The 15,973-nt window shown below is 69.6% G+C and carries 14 protein-coding genes; 10 read left to right on the forward strand and 4 right to left on the reverse strand.

The window, feature by feature from the left end:
* Window positions 1-156: 156 nt before the first annotated feature.
* Both ACWDR0_RS32020 and ACWDR0_RS32025 read right to left on the reverse strand, forming a co-directional pair.
* The gene (locus tag ACWDR0_RS32020) at window positions 157-1,695 is read right to left on the reverse strand and encodes a hypothetical protein (RefSeq protein ID WP_456355324.1); all 1,539 of its coding nucleotides are present in this window, start codon (window positions 1,693-1,695) and stop codon (window positions 157-159) included.
* Between the two features lie 108 nt (window positions 1,696-1,803).
* Window positions 1,804-2,004 carry a hypothetical protein gene (locus tag ACWDR0_RS32025; RefSeq protein WP_456355325.1) on the reverse strand — a complete coding sequence of 67 codons (201 nt, stop codon included), beginning with the start codon at window positions 2,002-2,004 and terminating at the stop codon, window positions 1,804-1,806.
* A 129-nt stretch (window positions 2,005-2,133) separates the two neighbouring features.
* On the opposite strand from ACWDR0_RS32025, the gene ACWDR0_RS32030 reads away from it, so the two are divergent.
* A complete protein-coding gene (locus ACWDR0_RS32030; protein ID WP_456355326.1) occupies window positions 2,134-3,105 on the forward strand; it encodes a carbohydrate kinase family protein in 972 nt (323 codons plus the stop codon).
* 239 nt (window positions 3,106-3,344) lie between these two features.
* Here ACWDR0_RS32030 and ACWDR0_RS32035 read toward each other — a convergent pair whose 3' ends face one another.
* Window positions 3,345-4,763, reverse strand: coding sequence for an aminotransferase class V-fold PLP-dependent enzyme (locus ACWDR0_RS32035; protein WP_456355327.1), 1,419 nt, complete (start codon window positions 4,761-4,763; stop codon window positions 3,345-3,347).
* A 364-nt stretch (window positions 4,764-5,127) separates the two neighbouring features.
* On the opposite strand from ACWDR0_RS32035, the gene ctaC reads away from it, so the two are divergent.
* From ctaC to ACWDR0_RS32055, 4 genes are all read left to right on the forward strand, one after another.
* Complete coding sequence (gene ctaC, locus ACWDR0_RS32040) at window positions 5,128-6,123, forward strand: aa3-type cytochrome oxidase subunit II (RefSeq protein ID WP_456355328.1); 996 nt, start codon at window positions 5,128-5,130, stop codon at window positions 6,121-6,123.
* Complete coding sequence (gene ctaD / locus ACWDR0_RS32045) at window positions 6,120-7,850, forward strand: aa3-type cytochrome oxidase subunit I (RefSeq protein WP_456355329.1); 1,731 nt, start codon at window positions 6,120-6,122, stop codon at window positions 7,848-7,850. The genes ctaC and ctaD overlap by 4 nt, the downstream gene beginning before the upstream one ends.
* Window positions 7,847-8,245, forward strand: coding sequence for a cytochrome c oxidase subunit 4 (locus ACWDR0_RS32050; protein ID WP_456355330.1), 399 nt, complete (start codon window positions 7,847-7,849; stop codon window positions 8,243-8,245). Before ctaD ends, ACWDR0_RS32050 begins: the two co-directional genes overlap by 4 nt.
* A gap of 124 nt (window positions 8,246-8,369) precedes the next feature.
* The gene (locus tag ACWDR0_RS32055; RefSeq protein ID WP_456355331.1) at window positions 8,370-9,620 is read left to right on the forward strand and encodes an Ig-like domain-containing protein; all 1,251 of its coding nucleotides are present in this window, start codon (window positions 8,370-8,372) and stop codon (window positions 9,618-9,620) included.
* Between the two features lie 170 nt (window positions 9,621-9,790).
* Here ACWDR0_RS32055 and ACWDR0_RS32060 read toward each other — a convergent pair whose 3' ends face one another.
* A complete protein-coding gene (locus ACWDR0_RS32060) occupies window positions 9,791-10,192 on the reverse strand; it encodes a hypothetical protein (RefSeq protein WP_456355332.1) in 402 nt (133 codons plus the stop codon).
* A gap of 182 nt (window positions 10,193-10,374) precedes the next feature.
* Here ACWDR0_RS32060 and ctaE point away from each other — a divergent pair, with 182 nt between their 5' ends.
* The 5 genes from ctaE to trpD all read left to right on the forward strand — a co-directional run bounded on the left by ctaE (window position 10,375) and on the right by trpD (window position 15,886).
* A complete protein-coding gene (ctaE, locus tag ACWDR0_RS32065; RefSeq protein WP_456355333.1) occupies window positions 10,375-10,992 on the forward strand; it encodes an aa3-type cytochrome oxidase subunit III in 618 nt (205 codons plus the stop codon).
* Window positions 10,993-11,121: 129 nt separating this feature from the next.
* Complete coding sequence (gene qcrC / locus ACWDR0_RS32070) at window positions 11,122-11,931, forward strand: cytochrome bc1 complex diheme cytochrome c subunit (RefSeq protein ID WP_456355334.1); 810 nt, start codon at window positions 11,122-11,124, stop codon at window positions 11,929-11,931.
* Window positions 11,928-13,010 carry a cytochrome bc1 complex Rieske iron-sulfur subunit gene (qcrA, locus tag ACWDR0_RS32075; protein WP_456355335.1) on the forward strand — a complete coding sequence of 361 codons (1,083 nt, stop codon included), beginning with the start codon at window positions 11,928-11,930 and terminating at the stop codon, window positions 13,008-13,010. Before qcrC ends, qcrA begins: the two co-directional genes overlap by 4 nt.
* Entirely contained in the window at window positions 13,007-14,683 is a 1,677-nt protein-coding gene (gene qcrB, locus ACWDR0_RS32080) for a cytochrome bc1 complex cytochrome b subunit (protein ID WP_456355336.1), read from the forward strand. Before qcrA ends, qcrB begins: the two co-directional genes overlap by 4 nt.
* Window positions 14,684-14,824: 141 nt before the next feature.
* Window positions 14,825-15,886 (forward strand): anthranilate phosphoribosyltransferase, encoded by a 1,062-nt coding sequence (trpD, locus tag ACWDR0_RS32085; protein WP_456355337.1) that lies wholly within the window; start codon window positions 14,825-14,827, stop codon window positions 15,884-15,886.
* The last annotated feature ends 87 nt before the right edge of the window (window positions 15,887-15,973 follow it).

The raw sequence follows: 15,973 nt of genomic DNA on the forward strand, positions 1-15,973 counted from the left end.
CCGCCCGGTGCGGCGGGTGCGACCGGTGCGGTCAGTGCGGTCGGCCCGTCCGCGACGACATCGCCCTCCGCCATCACCACCACCCGGTCCGCTGTCCGGGCCACGAACTCCACATCGTGCGTGGCCGCGGTCCGCGCCGGTGCGCGACCGGCCGGGTCAGCCGCGCCGTACCGCCGACCCCGTCGAAGCGTCCACGACCTTCCGGTCGCCCAGCGGCGCGTCCAGGACGACTTCCACCGTCTGCTTCTTGGCGATCGCTATACAGACCCTGCCCGGTTCCGGCCCGTCCCCCCTGACCGTCACCTTCACCGTTCCGCCGCTCTCCACGGCCTTGGCGCCGTACTTCTCGCAGACCCCGCCGTAGAAGGTCAGCGCCAGTGTCCGCCCGTCCGCCCGGTACGAGTCCACCGCACTGCCGCCGGGGGCGGGCACGGTCGTCGGCGGCACGGTGGGCGCGGGTGCTGTCGGGGCCGACGGGTCCTCGGCCGGGGGTGCGGGCGGTACCTCGCCCGGGGCGGCCGGGCCGTCCTCCAGATACCGCGGCTCCACCGCGGGCGCGGCCAGGGTGAACCCGGCGCCCTTGCCGCCGCCGGGCGCCACCGAGAACAGCCACGCCGGGACGAAGGTCACCCGGTCCGTCCCGTGCACCGCGGTCAGCCCCAGCGCCGCACCGGTCACCGGGAGTCGGGCACCCGAGGGCCGGGCCGGAGCACAGTCCGCCGTCTTCGGCTGCTCACCGGGGCCCGGTTCCACGGCCCCGTCCAGCGGCATCGCCGTGGCACAGGCAGCCGGCCCGTCCTGCCCGGCGCCGGAGCCCAGGGCGGCCGCGTTCGCGTCCTTCAGCGCCGCGTCGGCCGCGATCAGCGGATACGCCTTCCCCTTCACGGGCACCGACAGAAAGCCGTTCGCCTGGACGATCCGCCCGTCCGGCCCGATGTGGAACACCGTTGCGTAGTCGTGCGTCCGCACCCCGCCGAGCCGCGGATCCGCCGTCACCACCCGGGTCGGCCCGGCGGTCTGCCGCGCGTCGACCACGGCATCCCCCAGCCCCAGCGCCTTCAGCACCGGCGCCACCACCTGCCGGGCCCGGGCCTCCGGCACCGGCACGGCCGACCCCGTAACACCCTCCTGCACCGGCGGGACATAGGGGCCGGAACAGAAGTCCGCCTTCTTCGCGCAGTTGTCGGTCTGCGCGGTGCCCGCGTAGGCGCCGTACGACCAGGCACCCGGCGCCTTCGCCGAAACCTGGAGGGCCGGGCCCGTACCGTCGGCGTCCGGGCCGGACCGCCAGCCGCCGCCGGACGTCCGGTCCGGACCCGGCAGTCCGAACGCCTTCGCCGCCCGGGCCGCGTCCGCCGCCGCCGGGCCGTCGTCCGCCCGGTGCACCGGGGCCTTCGCCGGAGCGCCGGGGAAGGTGACACCCGGCCCCCGTTCGAGGATCCCGCCCGCCGGATGGGGCTCGCCCGGGGCGATGCCCGCCGCCGGAGAGAGCGCGGAGGACACCGGGAGCTTCGGCAGCTGCCCGCCGGGCCCGCTCTCACCGGCCGTGTCCCGGCCGCCGCTCCCGCCCTCCTGGCCCGCGGCGGCCAGCCAGGTCCCGCCGCCGCCCACCACCAGCACCGCCGCCACGACGGACGCCACCAGGGGAAACCGCCTGCGTGCGCGCTCGTCGTCCGTGGTCCGTGTACCGCTCACCTCATACTCCCTGCCGCCGTTCCCCCCGAGGTCCCCTGTCCGGGGCTCGGCGATGGGACGGAAGCCGGATGCGTACGGTTCCCGGCGCGCGATACGGGGGCGGTGGAGTCAGTCCCCGGTGATGACCCGCACCAGCCGCGCCGATCCGGCGGGCACCACCACACCGTGGATCCGGGACGGCGGCACCGGAGCGTCCGCGGCGGCCGCCGGGACCGCCCAGTGCGGAGCCATCCGGGCGCAGTCGCCACGCAGCTCGGCGAGGGTGAATTCCAGGTCACGGGAGGCCGGGGAAGGGCTGGAGTTCGTCATAATCGCACCGTATGCACCCAAGAGGCGGTGGGAAAGGATCTATTATCGGGTAGTTTAGGCGCTTTGGTCACCTGGTACGACCGGGTAGCGTTAGGCGTCATATCCCCGCGTCCCAGGAGCGCATACGCCGTGCGAATCGCAGTCACCGGCTCCATCGCCACCGACCATCTGATGACCTTCCCCGGCCGGTTCGCCGACCAGTTGGTCGCCGACCAGCTCCACACGGTCTCCCTCTCCTTCCTGGTCGACACCCTCAACGTCCGCAGGGGAGGCGTCGGCGCCAACATCTGCTTCGGAATGGGACAGCTCGGCACCGGCCCCGTACTCGTCGGCGCGGCCGGAGCCGACTTCGGCGAATACCGGGCCTGGCTCGACCGCCACGGCGTCGACACCGGCTCGGTCCGGATCTCCGAGGTCCTCCACACCGCCCGCTTCGTCTGCACCACCGACGCCGACCACAACCAGATCGGCTCCTTCTACACCGGCGCCATGAGCGAGGCCCGGCTCATCGAACTGAAGTCGGTCTCCGACCGCGTCGGCGGCCTCGACCTGGTGCTCATCGGCGCCGACGACCCCGAGGCGATGCTCCGCCACACCGAGGAGTGCCGCTCCCGCGCCATCCCCTTCGCCGCCGACTTCTCCCAGCAGATCGCCCGGATGAGCGGTGACGAGATCCGGATACTGCTCGACGGCGCGACGTACCTCTTCTCCAACGAGTACGAGAAGGGGCTCATCGAGAACAAGACGGGCTGGAGCGACCAGGAAATCCTGGACCGGGTCGGCCACCGCGTCACCACCCTCGGCTCCCGCGGCGTCCGGATCGAACGCACCGGCGAGGACCCCATCGAGGTCGGCTGCGCCGAGGAGACCGCCAAGGTCGACCCCACCGGCGTCGGCGACGCCTTCCGCGCGGGCTTCCTCTCCGGCCTCTCCTGGGGCGTCGGCCTGGAGCGCGCCGCCCAGATCGGCTGCATGCTGGCCACCCTGGTGATCGAAACCCTCGGCACCCAGGAGTACACGCTGCGGCGCGCCCACTTCATGGAGCGCTTCACCAAGGCCTACGGCGACACCGCCGCCGCCGAAATCCAGCAGTACTTGTAATTTTTGGGCTCGGTTCGCCTCCGGGGCGCTTAAGCAGATTTCTTCAGTCGATCGTGCTCGGCCGCTCGTTCCTCGCGGCCTGCGCGCGTTCTCCCTCCAGAAATCCGCGCGCCCCTTCGGCTCACTCGCCGACGTGGCCTGTGCGCGATCGCCTTCCGGGGTTCCCCTGCGCCCCCGGGCGCGGGGGATCCCCACAGGCCCTCCGGGCGTTCTCCCTCCGGAATCCCCTGCCGAACGCGTCAGGACACCCGGCGGACCAGGTACGCCGTACCCCCCGCCGCCGGGTGTTCACCGGCGTACTCCTGGCCGCGCATCTCGCACCACGCCGGGATGTCCAGCCGGGCCGCCTCGTCGTCCGAGAGGACGGTGATCACGGTGCCCACGGGGACCCGGGGGAGCAGCTTGGCCAGTTCGATCACCGGGATCGGGCAGCGCCTGCCGAGGGTGTCGAGGACCGGGGACCCGGCGGGCTCCCCGGCCCCGGGCGTGTCCCCGGCGTTCCCGGCCGGCGCCGGACTCGCCGGTCCCACCGGCGCGCCGATCCGGGCGCGGACGTCCGACACCACCTCCGGCAGGACCGCCAGAAAGCGGTCCACGTCCGCCTCCTCCGTACCCACCGGCAGCGAGACCCGGACATTGCCCTCGCTCAGCACCCCCATCGCCCGCAGCACATGGCTCGGCGTCAGCGTGCTCGACGAGCACGAGGAGCCCGACGACACCGAGAAACCCGCCCGGTCCAGCTCGTGGAGCAGGGTCTCCCCGTCGACATAGAGACAGGAGAAGGTGACCACGTGCGGCAGCCGCCGCACCGGGTCGCCCACCACCTCCACCTCGGGCACCAGCTCCGGCACCCGGGTCCGGATCCGGTCCACCAGGGCCCTCAGCCGCGCCGCCTCGGCCGCCGCCCCGGCCCGTACCGCGCGCAGGGACGCCGCCGCGGCCACGATCGCCGGCAGGTTCTCGAACCCGGCGGACCGGCCCGACTCCCGCTCGTCCGCGGGCTCCTGCGAGGCGAACCTGACACCCTTGCGGACCACGAGCAGCCCCACCCCCGCCGGGCCGCCCCACTTGTGCGCGCTCGCCGCCAGCAGCGACCAGTCCCCGTCCACCGGACCCCAGGCCAGCGACTGGGCCGCGTCCACCAGCAGCGGAACACCGGCCTCCCGGCACGCCCCGGCGACCTCCGCCACCGGCTGCTCCGTGCCCGTCTCGTGGTTCGCCGACTGGAGGCACGCCAGGGCCGCGCCCTCCCCGCCGGGATCCGTCCGCAGCGCCCCGGCGAACGCGCCGGCCGAGACCCGGCCCAGCCGGTCCACCGGAACCTCCGTCAGGGTGAAACGGCCCGCCGCGTGCAGTACCGACGAGTGCTCCACCGCCGACACGACGACCCGGCTCCCCGCCCGGCGGCGGGCCGCGGCCGCCCCCGACACCCCGAGGTGAACCGCGCGTGTCCCCGAAGGAGTGAACGTCAGCTCGTCCGCCCGGCAGCCGGCCGCCTCCGCCGCGGCCTCCCGCGCCGCGTCCAGCAGCAGCCGGGCCCGCCGCCCCTCCCGGTAGAGCCGGGCCGGGTCGGCCCACCCCTCGTCCAGGGCGGCCAGCAGGGCCTGACGGGCCACGGGGTGCAGCGGAGCGGCGGAAGCGGCATCGAAGTAGGGCACGCCTCAACGTAACGTCCGTGCGTCCCCCGGGCGGTCCCCGGGCCGCCACTCCGGCGGAACCCGAGGCTCCGCCGGGCCCGCCGAGGGGGTCCGGGGATTCCGCCACGACCCGCCCGAATGGCCTCGCACCGGCCGTCGGAGCCCGTCGATTGAGGCGGAAATCAGGGTAAATTTCGGGGGGATTCCACCCCTTCAGGGGGTCGGACGGCGCGTTGGGCACCCTCCCCGCGCGACCCCAAATAGCGTCCAGTAGGGTTTGGTCCGCATAAACATCCAAACCCCTGCCCGCGTCAGGGCCGGCGACCGACCAGCGTGACGGCCGCACCCGTCGCGCGCGGGCCGAAGACTCTCGGGAAGGCGCTACGTGAGTCCCAACGGCTCCGACCTCCCCCGCAGCCATGGCGCGGGTGGTACCCCCGTGTCGCGGCGCCCGATGCGGCGGAAGCTGCCGCAGGTGCTGACTGCGGGCCTGATTCTGGTTACCGCCACCGGTTGTGAATACACCTGGGAAGACTTCCCCCGGCTGGGTATGCCCACCCCGGTGACGGAAGAGGCGCCCATCATCCTCTCCCTCTGGCAGGGCTCCTGGGCGGCGGCGCTCGTCACCGGTGTCCTCGTCTGGGGGCTGATCCTGTGGAGCGTCTTCTTCCACCGGCGCAGCCGCACCAAGGTGGAGGTCCCCCCGCAGACCCGGTACAACCTGCCCATCGAGGCCCTGTACACGGTGGTCCCGCTCATCATCGTCTCGGTGTTCTTCTACTTCACCGCGCGTGACGAGTCGAAGATCCTCTCCCTCTCCGACAAGCCGGCCCACACCATCAACGTGGTGGGCTTCCAGTGGAGCTGGGGCTTCAACTACATCGAGGACGTCCCCGGTTCCACGGGCGACGCCAAGACGGACAAGAACCTCAAGGCGATCCCCAAGAAGTGGCAGGACCAGCTTCCCGCCAACGCGGGCGGCGTCTGGGAGGCCGGCATCCCCGGCACCCGCGACCCCGAGACCGGCAACCCGGGCCCGACCCTGGTGCTGCCCAAGGGCGAGAAGGTCCGCTTCATCCTGACCTCGCGTGACGTCATCCACTCCTTCTGGGTGGTCCCCTTCCTGTTCAAGCAGGACGTCATCCCGGGTCACACCAACGCGTTCGAGGTGACCGCCACTCAGGAGGGCACCTTCCTCGGCAAGTGCGCCGAGCTCTGCGGTGTCGACCACTCCCGGATGCTCTTCAACGTCAAGGTCGTTTCGCCCGCGGAGTACAAGGACTACCTGAAGAAGCTGGCGGACAAGGGTCAGACCGGGTACATCCCGGCGGGCATCGCGCAGACCACGCCGGCCATCAACGCGGAGAAGAAGCAACTGTGAGCATCCTCAACGAATCCCAGGGTGCCGCCGCGACCGACGACTCGTACGAGAACGAGGTGCCGGTCCGGCGCAAGCAGCCCGGCAACGTGGTGGTGAAGTGGCTGACCACCACCGACCACAAGACCATCGGTACGCTCTACCTGGTCACGTCGTTCGTGTTCTTCGTCATCGGCGGCGTGATGGCGCTCTTCATGCGCGCCGAACTCGCTCGCCCCGGCACGCAGATCATGTCGAACGAGCAGTTCAACCAGGCGTTCACGATGCACGGCACGATCATGCTGCTGATGTTCGCGACGCCGCTGTTCGCCGGATTCGCCAACTGGATCATGCCGCTCCAGATCGGTGCGCCCGATGTGGCGTTCCCGCGGCTGAACATGTTCGCGTACTGGCTCTACCTCTTCGGCTCGCTGATCGCGGTGGCCGGCTTCCTCACCCCGCAGGGCGCGGCCGACTTCGGCTGGTTCGCCTACTCCCCGCTGTCGGACGCGGTCCGCTCGCCGGGCGTCGGCGCCGACCTGTGGATCATGGGTCTGGCCTTCTCCGGCTTCGGTACGATCCTCGGCTCGGTCAACTTCATCACCACGATCATCTGCATGCGCGCACCCGGCATGACGATGTTCCGGATGCCGATCTTCACCTGGAACGTGCTGCTCACCGGTGTGCTGGTGCTGCTGGCCTTCCCGGTGCTCGCCGCCGCGCTCTTCGCGCTGGAGGCAGACCGCAAGTTCGGTGCCCATATCTTCGACGCCGCCAACGGCGGTGCGCTGCTCTGGCAACACCTCTTCTGGTTCTTCGGCCATCCAGAGGTGTACATCATCGCCCTGCCGTTCTTCGGCATCGTCTCGGAGATCATTCCGGTCTTCTCCCGGAAGCCGATGTTCGGCTACATGGGCCTGGTCGCCGCGACCATCGCCATCGCCGGTCTCTCGGTGACGGTCTGGGCGCACCACATGTACGTCACCGGCGGTGTGCTGCTGCCGTTCTTCTCCTTCATGACCTTCCTGATCGCGGTCCCGACCGGTGTGAAGTTCTTCAACTGGATCGGCACCATGTGGAAGGGATCGCTGTCCTTCGAGACACCGATGCTCTGGACCATCGGCTTCCTGATCACCTTCACCTTCGGTGGTCTGACCGGTGTCATCCTGGCCTCGCCGCCGCTGGACTTCCACGTCTCCGACTCGTACTTCGTCGTCGCGCACTTCCACTACGTCGTCTTCGGCACCGTGGTCTTCGCGATGTTCGCCGGCTTCCACTTCTGGTGGCCGAAGTTCACCGGCAAGATGCTGGACGAGCGGCTCGGCAAGATCACCTTCTGGACGCTGTTCCTCGGCTTCCACGGCACCTTCCTGGTCCAGCACTGGCTGGGTGCCGAGGGCATGCCGCGCCGGTACGCCGACTACCTCGCCGCCGACGGATTCACCGCGCTGAACACCATCTCCACGATCAGCTCGTTCGTCCTCGGCGCCTCCCTCCTGCCGTTCTTCTACAACGTCTGGAAGACCGCGAAGTACGGCAAGAAGGTCGAGGTCGACGACCCGTGGGGCTACGGCCGTTCCCTCGAATGGGCTACGTCCTGCCCGCCGCCGCGGCATAACTTCCTCACTCTTCCCCGCATCCGCTCCGAATCCCCCGCGTTCGATCTGCACCACCCCGAGATCGCCGCGCTGGACCAGCTGGAGCACCACGGCGACACCGCCCAGATCCCCGGGAAGGAGGCCGGCAAGTGAAGATCCAGGGACGGATGTTCATCTGGCTGAGCGTCTTCATCCTCGCCGTCGCCGTTCTCTACGGTGTCTGGTCGAAGGAGCCGGCCGGTACCACCGCGCTCTTCATGGCCTTCGGCCTGAGCCTCATGGTCGGCTTCTACCTGGCCTTCACGGCCAAGCGGGTCGACGCGATGGCCCAGGACGACAAGGAGGCCGATGTCGCGGACGAGGCCGGCGAGGTCGGCTTCTTCTCCCCGCACAGCTGGGCGCCGCTCTTCCTGGCGGCCGGCGGCGCGCTCGCCTTCCTCTCGGTGGCGATCGGCTGGTGGCTGATGTACTACGCGGCCCCGATCATCCTGGTCAGCATCTGGGCCTGGGTCTTCGAGTACTACCGCGGCGAGAACCAGAACCAGTAACCGGCGGTCCGTGTCAACGACACACACCGGGCCCGGGTCCCCCTTCACCCAGAGGGACCCGGGCCCTCCCCTTTTGTACGAATCCAGCGCGCTCCCGGCAGGCGGTCTTCCTACGGTGTGAGCTATGAAGCACACGCCCCGGTCCCGTACCGCCCTCCGCTGCTCCCTGCTGCTGGTCTCCCTCGGGGCGGTGGCGATCGCCTGCGGCGAGGCCGGACCCGACCCCCTGACGACCAAGCCCTACGACGCGGCCAAGCAGGTCACCTTCAACACTCCCCAGGGGAGTACCAAGGTCGACCCCGACAAGCCGCTCGAAGTCACCGTGAAACGCGAAGAGGGACGCATCACGGACGTCTCCGTCGTCGACGACACCGGACACCACCTCGCGGGCGAGCTCTCCGCCGACGGCGTCCGCTGGCGCTCCACGAGTGCCCTGTCCGCCGGAGCCAAGTACACCGCCCGGGTCGCCACGGAGAACTCCGAGGGCTCCCCGGGCAGCCGTACGCTCAGCTTCGCCACCGCCGCGGCCAAGGAGGAGCTGACCGTCGAGTTCGCCCCGGAGAGCGGCGAGTACGGCGTCGGCCAGCCGATCATCGCCGAGCTGAGCGCCCCCGTGGAACGGTCCGCCAGGGCGGCCGTGGAACGCGGCCTCAAGGTCGACGTCAAGCCCGGCGCCGAGGGCACCTGGCACTGGCTCAACGACGATGTGCTCCACTACCGCCCCAAGGAGTACTGGCCCGCCGGGTCCACGGTGACGGTCACCAACAACCTCCAGGGCGTGAAAATCGCCAAGGGGCTCTACGGCGGCGCCCCCGGCGAGCCCCTGAAGATGGAGTTCGGCGACCGGATGGAAGCCGTCGTCGACGCCTCCTCGCACTGGATGACCGTGCTCCTGAACGGCGAGGTGATCCGCTCCGTGCCGATCACCACCGGCAAGCCGGGCTTCGCCACCCGCAACGGCGTCAAGGTCGTGCTGGGCAAGGAATACTTCGTCCGCATGCGCGGCTCCAGCGTCGGCATCGGCGGCTCCGAGGCGTACAACCTGCCCGTCTACTACGCCACCCGGGTCACCTGGAGCGGCGAGTACGTCCATGCCGCGCCCTGGTCGCTGGGCTCCCACGGCTACGCCAACGTCAGCCACGGCTGCACCGGCATGTCCACCCGGAACGCCGCCTGGTTCTACGAGAACTTCAAGGAGGGCGACCTCGTCGAGGTGATCAACAGCATCGGCGAGGACATGGACGTCTTCGGCAACGGCTACGGCGACTGGAACATGGAATGGCCGGAATGGCGCGAAGGCAGCGCCCTCAACGCCGAGACCAAGCCGGACGGCAGCAGCGCCGTCGACCAGGCCCGGCTGCGCCCGCGGATCTGAACCGCGGCCACGATCACCCGTACGGCCCCACAACGCGCTCAGGGGGGCCGTACGGGAACCGGCGGACCCGGGAGGCTCCCGGGTTCACCCGAAAAGCGGAACGGGGGCCTCACGGCGGCTGGACGCCGCGCGTACGGCCCCCGGGAAGCCCCGGCGGTACGGGACCGCCGTCAGGCGTCCACAGCGGTACGGGAGCGCAGCAGGGAGGCCAGCGCGGCGGCCAGCTCCACCGGGTCCACCGGCAGCGTCACCGCCGCGTCCGCCCGGCTCCAGGTCGCCAGCCAGGCGTCCTGCGGACGCCCGATCAGCAGCAGCACCGGCGGACAGTCGAAGATCTCGTCCTTGATCTGGCGGCAGACGCCCATCCCGCCCGCGGGCACGGTCTCCCCGTCCAGGACACAGACGTCGATACCGCCCCGGTCCAGTCTGGCCAGTACGGCGGGCAGCGTGGCGCACTCCACGAACTCGACCGGAGGCACATCGGCGGCCGGCCGCCGGCCCGCGGCCAGTCGCACCTGCTCACGGGTGTTGGCGTCGTCGCTGTAGACCAGCACGGTGGCGGTCGGCTGCATCGTTCCTCCGCGTCTTCGGACCCTGGTACCGATGGGGCGGATGCTACTCCGTCCACCACCGGCCCGACAGCCGCCCCGCACCCGGTTTCCGGCCCGCGGGATGGGCCGTTCGAGCTGGGACGGGGCCACTGACACACCGAACGGCACCCCCCGGAGTGAGGGCGGGATAAGCGACCGACATAATGTCGGTCGTGGCGACAGCAACGACAGTAGATATCGGGCACGCGCACCCGTCGGTCAATCGACCGAACCTCACCAGCGTCGGAACCATCATCTGGTTGAGTTCCGAGCTGATGTTCTTCGCGGCCCTCTTCGCGATGTACTTCACTCTGCGATCGGTGACGGGTGCCGAGTTCTGGAGTGAGCGGGCGGACCTTCTCAACTTTCCCTTCTCGGCGACGAACACCACGATCCTGGTGCTCTCCTCGCTCACCTGTCAGCTCGGCGTCTTCGCCGCCGAGCGCGGTGATGTGAAGAAGCTCCGGACATGGTTCATCGTCACCTTCATCATGGGCGCGATCTTCATCGGCGGCCAGGTGTACGAGTACACCGAGCTGGTCCAGCACGGTCTCTCGCTGAAGTCCGACCCGTACGGTTCGGTCTTCTACCTGACCACCGGCTTCCACGGACTCCACGTCCTCGGCGGTCTCATCGCCTTCCTGCTGGTCCTGGGGCGTACGTACGCGGCCCGGCGCTTCACCCATGAGCAGGCCACCTCCGCCATCGTCGTGTCGTACTACTGGCACTTCGTCGATGTCGTCTGGATCGGCCTCTTCCTCACGATCTACATGATCAAGTAATGGGGCGGGCGGTCCGCCGCCCGACGCACGAGCCGCTGCCGGCGGCAGACCGCCCGGCGGCCCGCAGACAGACGCAGACAGACACAGTCCAGAAGCACGACGCAGAAAATCCTGACACCGGGGTAATCCGTGAAAAAGCTCTCCGCACGACGACGCCATCCGCTGGCGGCGATCGTCGTCCTACTCCTCGCGCTGGCGGCCACCGGGGGGCTGTATGCCGCGTTCGCGCCCGCGGACAAGGCACAGGCTGATGAAACCGCCCAGTCCCTCGCCATCGAGGAGGGCAAGAAGCTCTACACCGTCGGCTGCGCGAGCTGCCACGGAACGAGCGGTGAAGGTACCTCCGACGGCCCGAGCCTGGTCGGCGTCGGTTCCGCCGCGGTCGACTTCCAGGTGACCACGGGCCGGATGCCGGCCCAGCAGCCCGGCGCCCAGGTGCCGAAGAAGAAGGCCATCTACACCCAGGAACAGGTCGACCAGATGGCGGCCTTCATCGGTGCGATGGGGGCCGGTCCGGTCACGCCGACCGAGAAGCAGTACAGCCCCACGGGCGCGGACGTCGCCAAGGGCGGCGACCTCTTCCGTAACAACTGCGCCCAGTGCCACAACTTCTCGGGCAAGGGCGGCGCGCTGACCGAGGGCAAGTACGCCCCCACGCTGGAAGGCGTCAGCGCCAAGCACATCTACGAGGCCATGCAGACCGGCCCGCAGAACATGCCCTCCTTCCCCGACGGCGTCATGCCCGAGCAGGAGAAGCGGGACATCATCGCCTTTGTCCAGGAGATGAACGACAGCCAGGCGGAGAGCCCCGGTGGTCTCTCCCTCGGTGCTCTCGGCCCCGTCAGTGAGGGTCTCTTCGCCTGGGTCTTCGGGCTCGGCGCGCTGATCGCAGTTGCCGTCTGGGTCGCGGCCCACACCGCTAAGGCCAAGAAGTCATGAGTAGCCAAGACATTCCAGAAGAGAACCTGCCGCACGAGCAGGCCGCCGCGCACGGCGCGGCCGGGGACGGCACCGCCGTGACCCCGCACGGGAGCGGCGCCGCCGACCCGTTCGCCGATCCGGGACTGCCGGCCCACAAGCCGCGTATCCAGGACATCGACGAGCGCGCCGCCAAGCGGTCCGAGCGCACCGTCGCTCTCCTGTTCACGCTGTCGATGGTGGCGACCGTGGGCTTTATCGCCTGCTACGTCATCTTCCCGGTCGACAAGATCGTCTACATCTTCCCGTTCGGCCATGTGAGCGCGCTGAACTTCTCGCTCGGTCTGACGCTGGGCGCCGCCCTCTTCTGCATCGGCGCGGGCGCGGTCCACTGGGCCCGCACCCTGATGTCCGATGTCGAGGTCGCCGACGACCGGCACCCGATCGAGGCGTCCCCCGAGGTCAAGGCCCAGGTCATGGCCGACTGGCGGGCGGGCAACGAGGAGTCCGGCTTCGGCCGGCGCAAGCTGATCCGCAACACCATGTTCGGCGCGATGGCCCTGGTGCCGCTCTCCGGTGTGGTGCTGCTGCGCGACCTCGGTCCGCTGCCGGAGAAGAAGCTCCGCTCCACCCTGTGGGCCAAGGGCAAGCAGCTCATCAACATGAACACCAATGAGCCGCTGCGTCCCGAGGACATCACCGTCGGTTCGCTGGTCTTCGCCAGCCCCGAGGGCCTCGACCCGCACGCCCACGACTGGCAGATCCAGATGGGCAAGGCCGCCCTGATGCTCGTCCGGATCAAGCCGGAGGACATCAAGGACAAGCGCGAGCTGGACTGGTCGCACGACGGCATCGTGGCCTTCTCGAAGGTCTGCACCCACGTCGGCTGCCCGATCAGCCTCTACGAGCAGCAGACGCACCACGTTCTCTGCCCGTGTCACCAATCCACCTTCGACCTCTCCGACGGCGCCCGCGTCATCTTCGGCCCGGCGGGTCACCCCCTGCCGCAGCTGAAGATCGGTGTGAACGCCGAAGGCAACCTGGAAGCGCTCGGCGACTTCGAGGAGCCCGTCGGTGCCGCCTTCTGGGAGCGCGGATGAGTACTACGACTGAGAACAAGCAGTCCGCGGAGGAGCGCAAGGCTCCGGCGGGCGAGCGGGTCGCCGACTGGGCGGACGGCCGGCTGGGGATCTACTCCCTCGCCAAGGCCAATATGCGGAAGATCTTCCCGGACCACTGGTCCTTCATGCTCGGTGAGATCTGCCTCTACAGCTTCATCATCATCATCCTCACGGGTGTGTATCTGACGCTGTTCTTCAACCCGTCGATGAACGAGATCATCTACGAGGGCAGCTATGTGCCCCTCCAGGGTGTGAAGGTGTCCGAGGCGTTCGCCTCGACCATGGACATCAGCTTCGACGTCCGCGGCGGTCTGCTGATCCGCCAGATCCACCACTGGGCCGCGCTGATCTTCGTCGCCGCGATGATGGTCCACATGATGCGCGTCTTCTTCACCGGCGCGTTCCGCAAGCCGCGTGAGGTCAACTGGCTGTTCGGCTTCCTGCTGCTGGTCCTGGGCATGTTCACCGGTTTCACCGGTTACTCGCTCCCGGACGACCTGATCTCCGGCACCGGTGTCCGCTTCATGCAGGGCGCGATCCTGTCCGTGCCGATCGTCGGCACGTACATCTCGATGTTCCTGTTCGGCGGCGAGTTCCCCGGCCACGACTTCGTGCCGCGGTTCTACTCGATCCACATCCTGCTGCTGCCCGGCATCATGATGGCGCTGCTGGTCGGCCATCTGATCCTGGTGATCTACCACAAGCACACGCAGTACGCGGGTCCCGGCCGGACCAACAAGAACGTCGTCGGCATGCCGCTGCTGCCGGTCTACATGGCCAAGGCCGGAGGCTTCTTCTTCCTGGTCTTCGGTGTCATCGCGGCCATCGCGGCGATCGCGACGCTCAACCCGGTCTGGTCGGTCGGTCCCTACCGGATCGACCAAGTCTCCACCGGCGCGCAACCCGACTGGTACATGGGCTTCGCCGAGGGTCTGATCCGGGTGATGCCCGGCTGGGAGATCAACGCATGGGGCCACACCCTGGCCCTGGGCGTCTTCATCCCGCTGGTGATCTTCCCGCTGGTGCTGGGCGCGATCGCGGTCTACCCGTTCATCGAGTCCTGGGTCACCGGCGACAAGCGCGAGCACCACATCCTGGACCGCCCGCGCAACGCCCCGACCCGTACCGCCTTCGGTGTGGCCTGGCTGGTCGCGTACTTCATCATGCTGATCGGTGGTGGCAACGACCTCTTCGCCACCCACTTCCATCTGTCGATCAACGCGATCACCTGGTTCGTCCGGATCTTCTTCTTCGTGGGACCGGTCCTGGCGTTCATCATCACCAAGCGCATCTGCCTGGGCCTCCAGCGCCGCGACCGCGACAAGGTGCTGCACGGACGCGAGTCCGGCATCATCAAGCGGCTGCCGCACGGCGAGTTCATCGAGGTGCACGAGCCGATCAGCCAGGCGGACCTGCACACCCTCACCACGCACATCCAGCACCAGCCGCTCGAAGTCGGCCCCGAGGTCGACGAGAACGGTGTGCGCCGCAAGATCTCGCGTACCCAGAAGTTCCGCGCGAAGCTCAGCAAGGGCTTCTACGGCGAGGGGAACCAGATCCCCAAGGCCACGCGCGAGGAGTACGAGGAGATCGCCGCGGCCCACGGTCACGGGCACGGTGAGCACGAGGAGGTCACCAGCGGCAAGCACTGACCGCTGAACCGACCGCTCGCCGACTGCTGAGCGTCGCCACGGCAAGAGCCCCGTCCACTGCCCGGACGGGGCTCTTTGCCGTGCCCGGCGCTGGATAGGGTGGGAGGTATCCCTTACCCACGATGGACCCAGGAGCGGACCATGAACGTTGTGACCCCGGTCGGCGGCGACAGCGTGGCGGCCCACTCCTGGCCGGCCGTACTGGACTCCCTGCTCGGCAACCACGACCAGAGCGCGGACGCCACGGCCTGGGCGATGGACCGGATCCTGAGCGGGGAGGCGACGGACGCGCAGATCGCCGGTTTCGCGGTGGCGCTGCGGGCCAAGGGCGAGACGGTCGCCGAGATCGCCGGACTGGTCCGGACGATGTACAAGCACGCCCATCTGATCGAGGTCCCCGGGGACACCGTGGACATCGTCGGCACCGGCGGCGACGGCGCCAAGACCGTCAATATCTCGACGATGGCGTCGATCGTGGTCGCCGGGACCGGCGCGAAGGTCGTCAAGCACGGCAACCGCGCCGCCTCCAGCGCGTCCGGCGCCTCCGACGTCCTGGAGAAGCTCGGCGTCAATCTGGAGCTGACGCCCCGGAGGGTCGCGGAGGTCGCCGAGGAGGCCGGGATCACGTTCTGCTTCGCGGTCAAGTTCCACCCCGCGCTGCGGTACGTCGCGGCGGCCCGCAGGGAGCTGGGCATCCGCACCACGTTCAACTTCCTCGGCCCGCTGACCAACCCGGCCAGGGTCCGGGCCCAGGCGACCGGTGTCGCCGATGCCCGGATGGCCCCGATCATGGCCGGAGTGCTGGCCGAGCGGGGTTCCTCCGCACTGATCTTCCGCGGTGACGACGGCCTCGACGAGCTGACCACCACGGCGACGTCCCGGGTCTGGATCGTCCGGGACGGCACGGTCCGGGAGGAGGCCTTCGACCCCCGGGACGTCGGTATCGACCTGGTCCCCGTCGAGGCCCTGCGCGGCGCCGACGCCACCTACAACGCCGAGGTCGCGACCCGGGTGCTCGCGGGGGAGCGGGGGCCCGTCCGGGACGCGGTCCTGCTGAACGCGGCGGCGGCGCTGGTGGCGCTCTCCCCGACGGACGAGCCCCTGACCGTCCAGATCGCCTCGGGGATCGCCCGCGCGGCGGACTCCCTCGACTCGGGCGCGGCGGCGGCGACGCTGTCCCGCTGGATCCAGGCCACGAAGTAGCCTCCGGCCCGGCCGAGGACCAGGGCCCCGAGCCCGGGGCCCGCCCGGTCGGCCCGCGCCCCTGCGGGCGCCCCACGGGCCCGCGAG

The organism is Streptomyces sp. NPDC003691 (assembly GCF_053981115.1).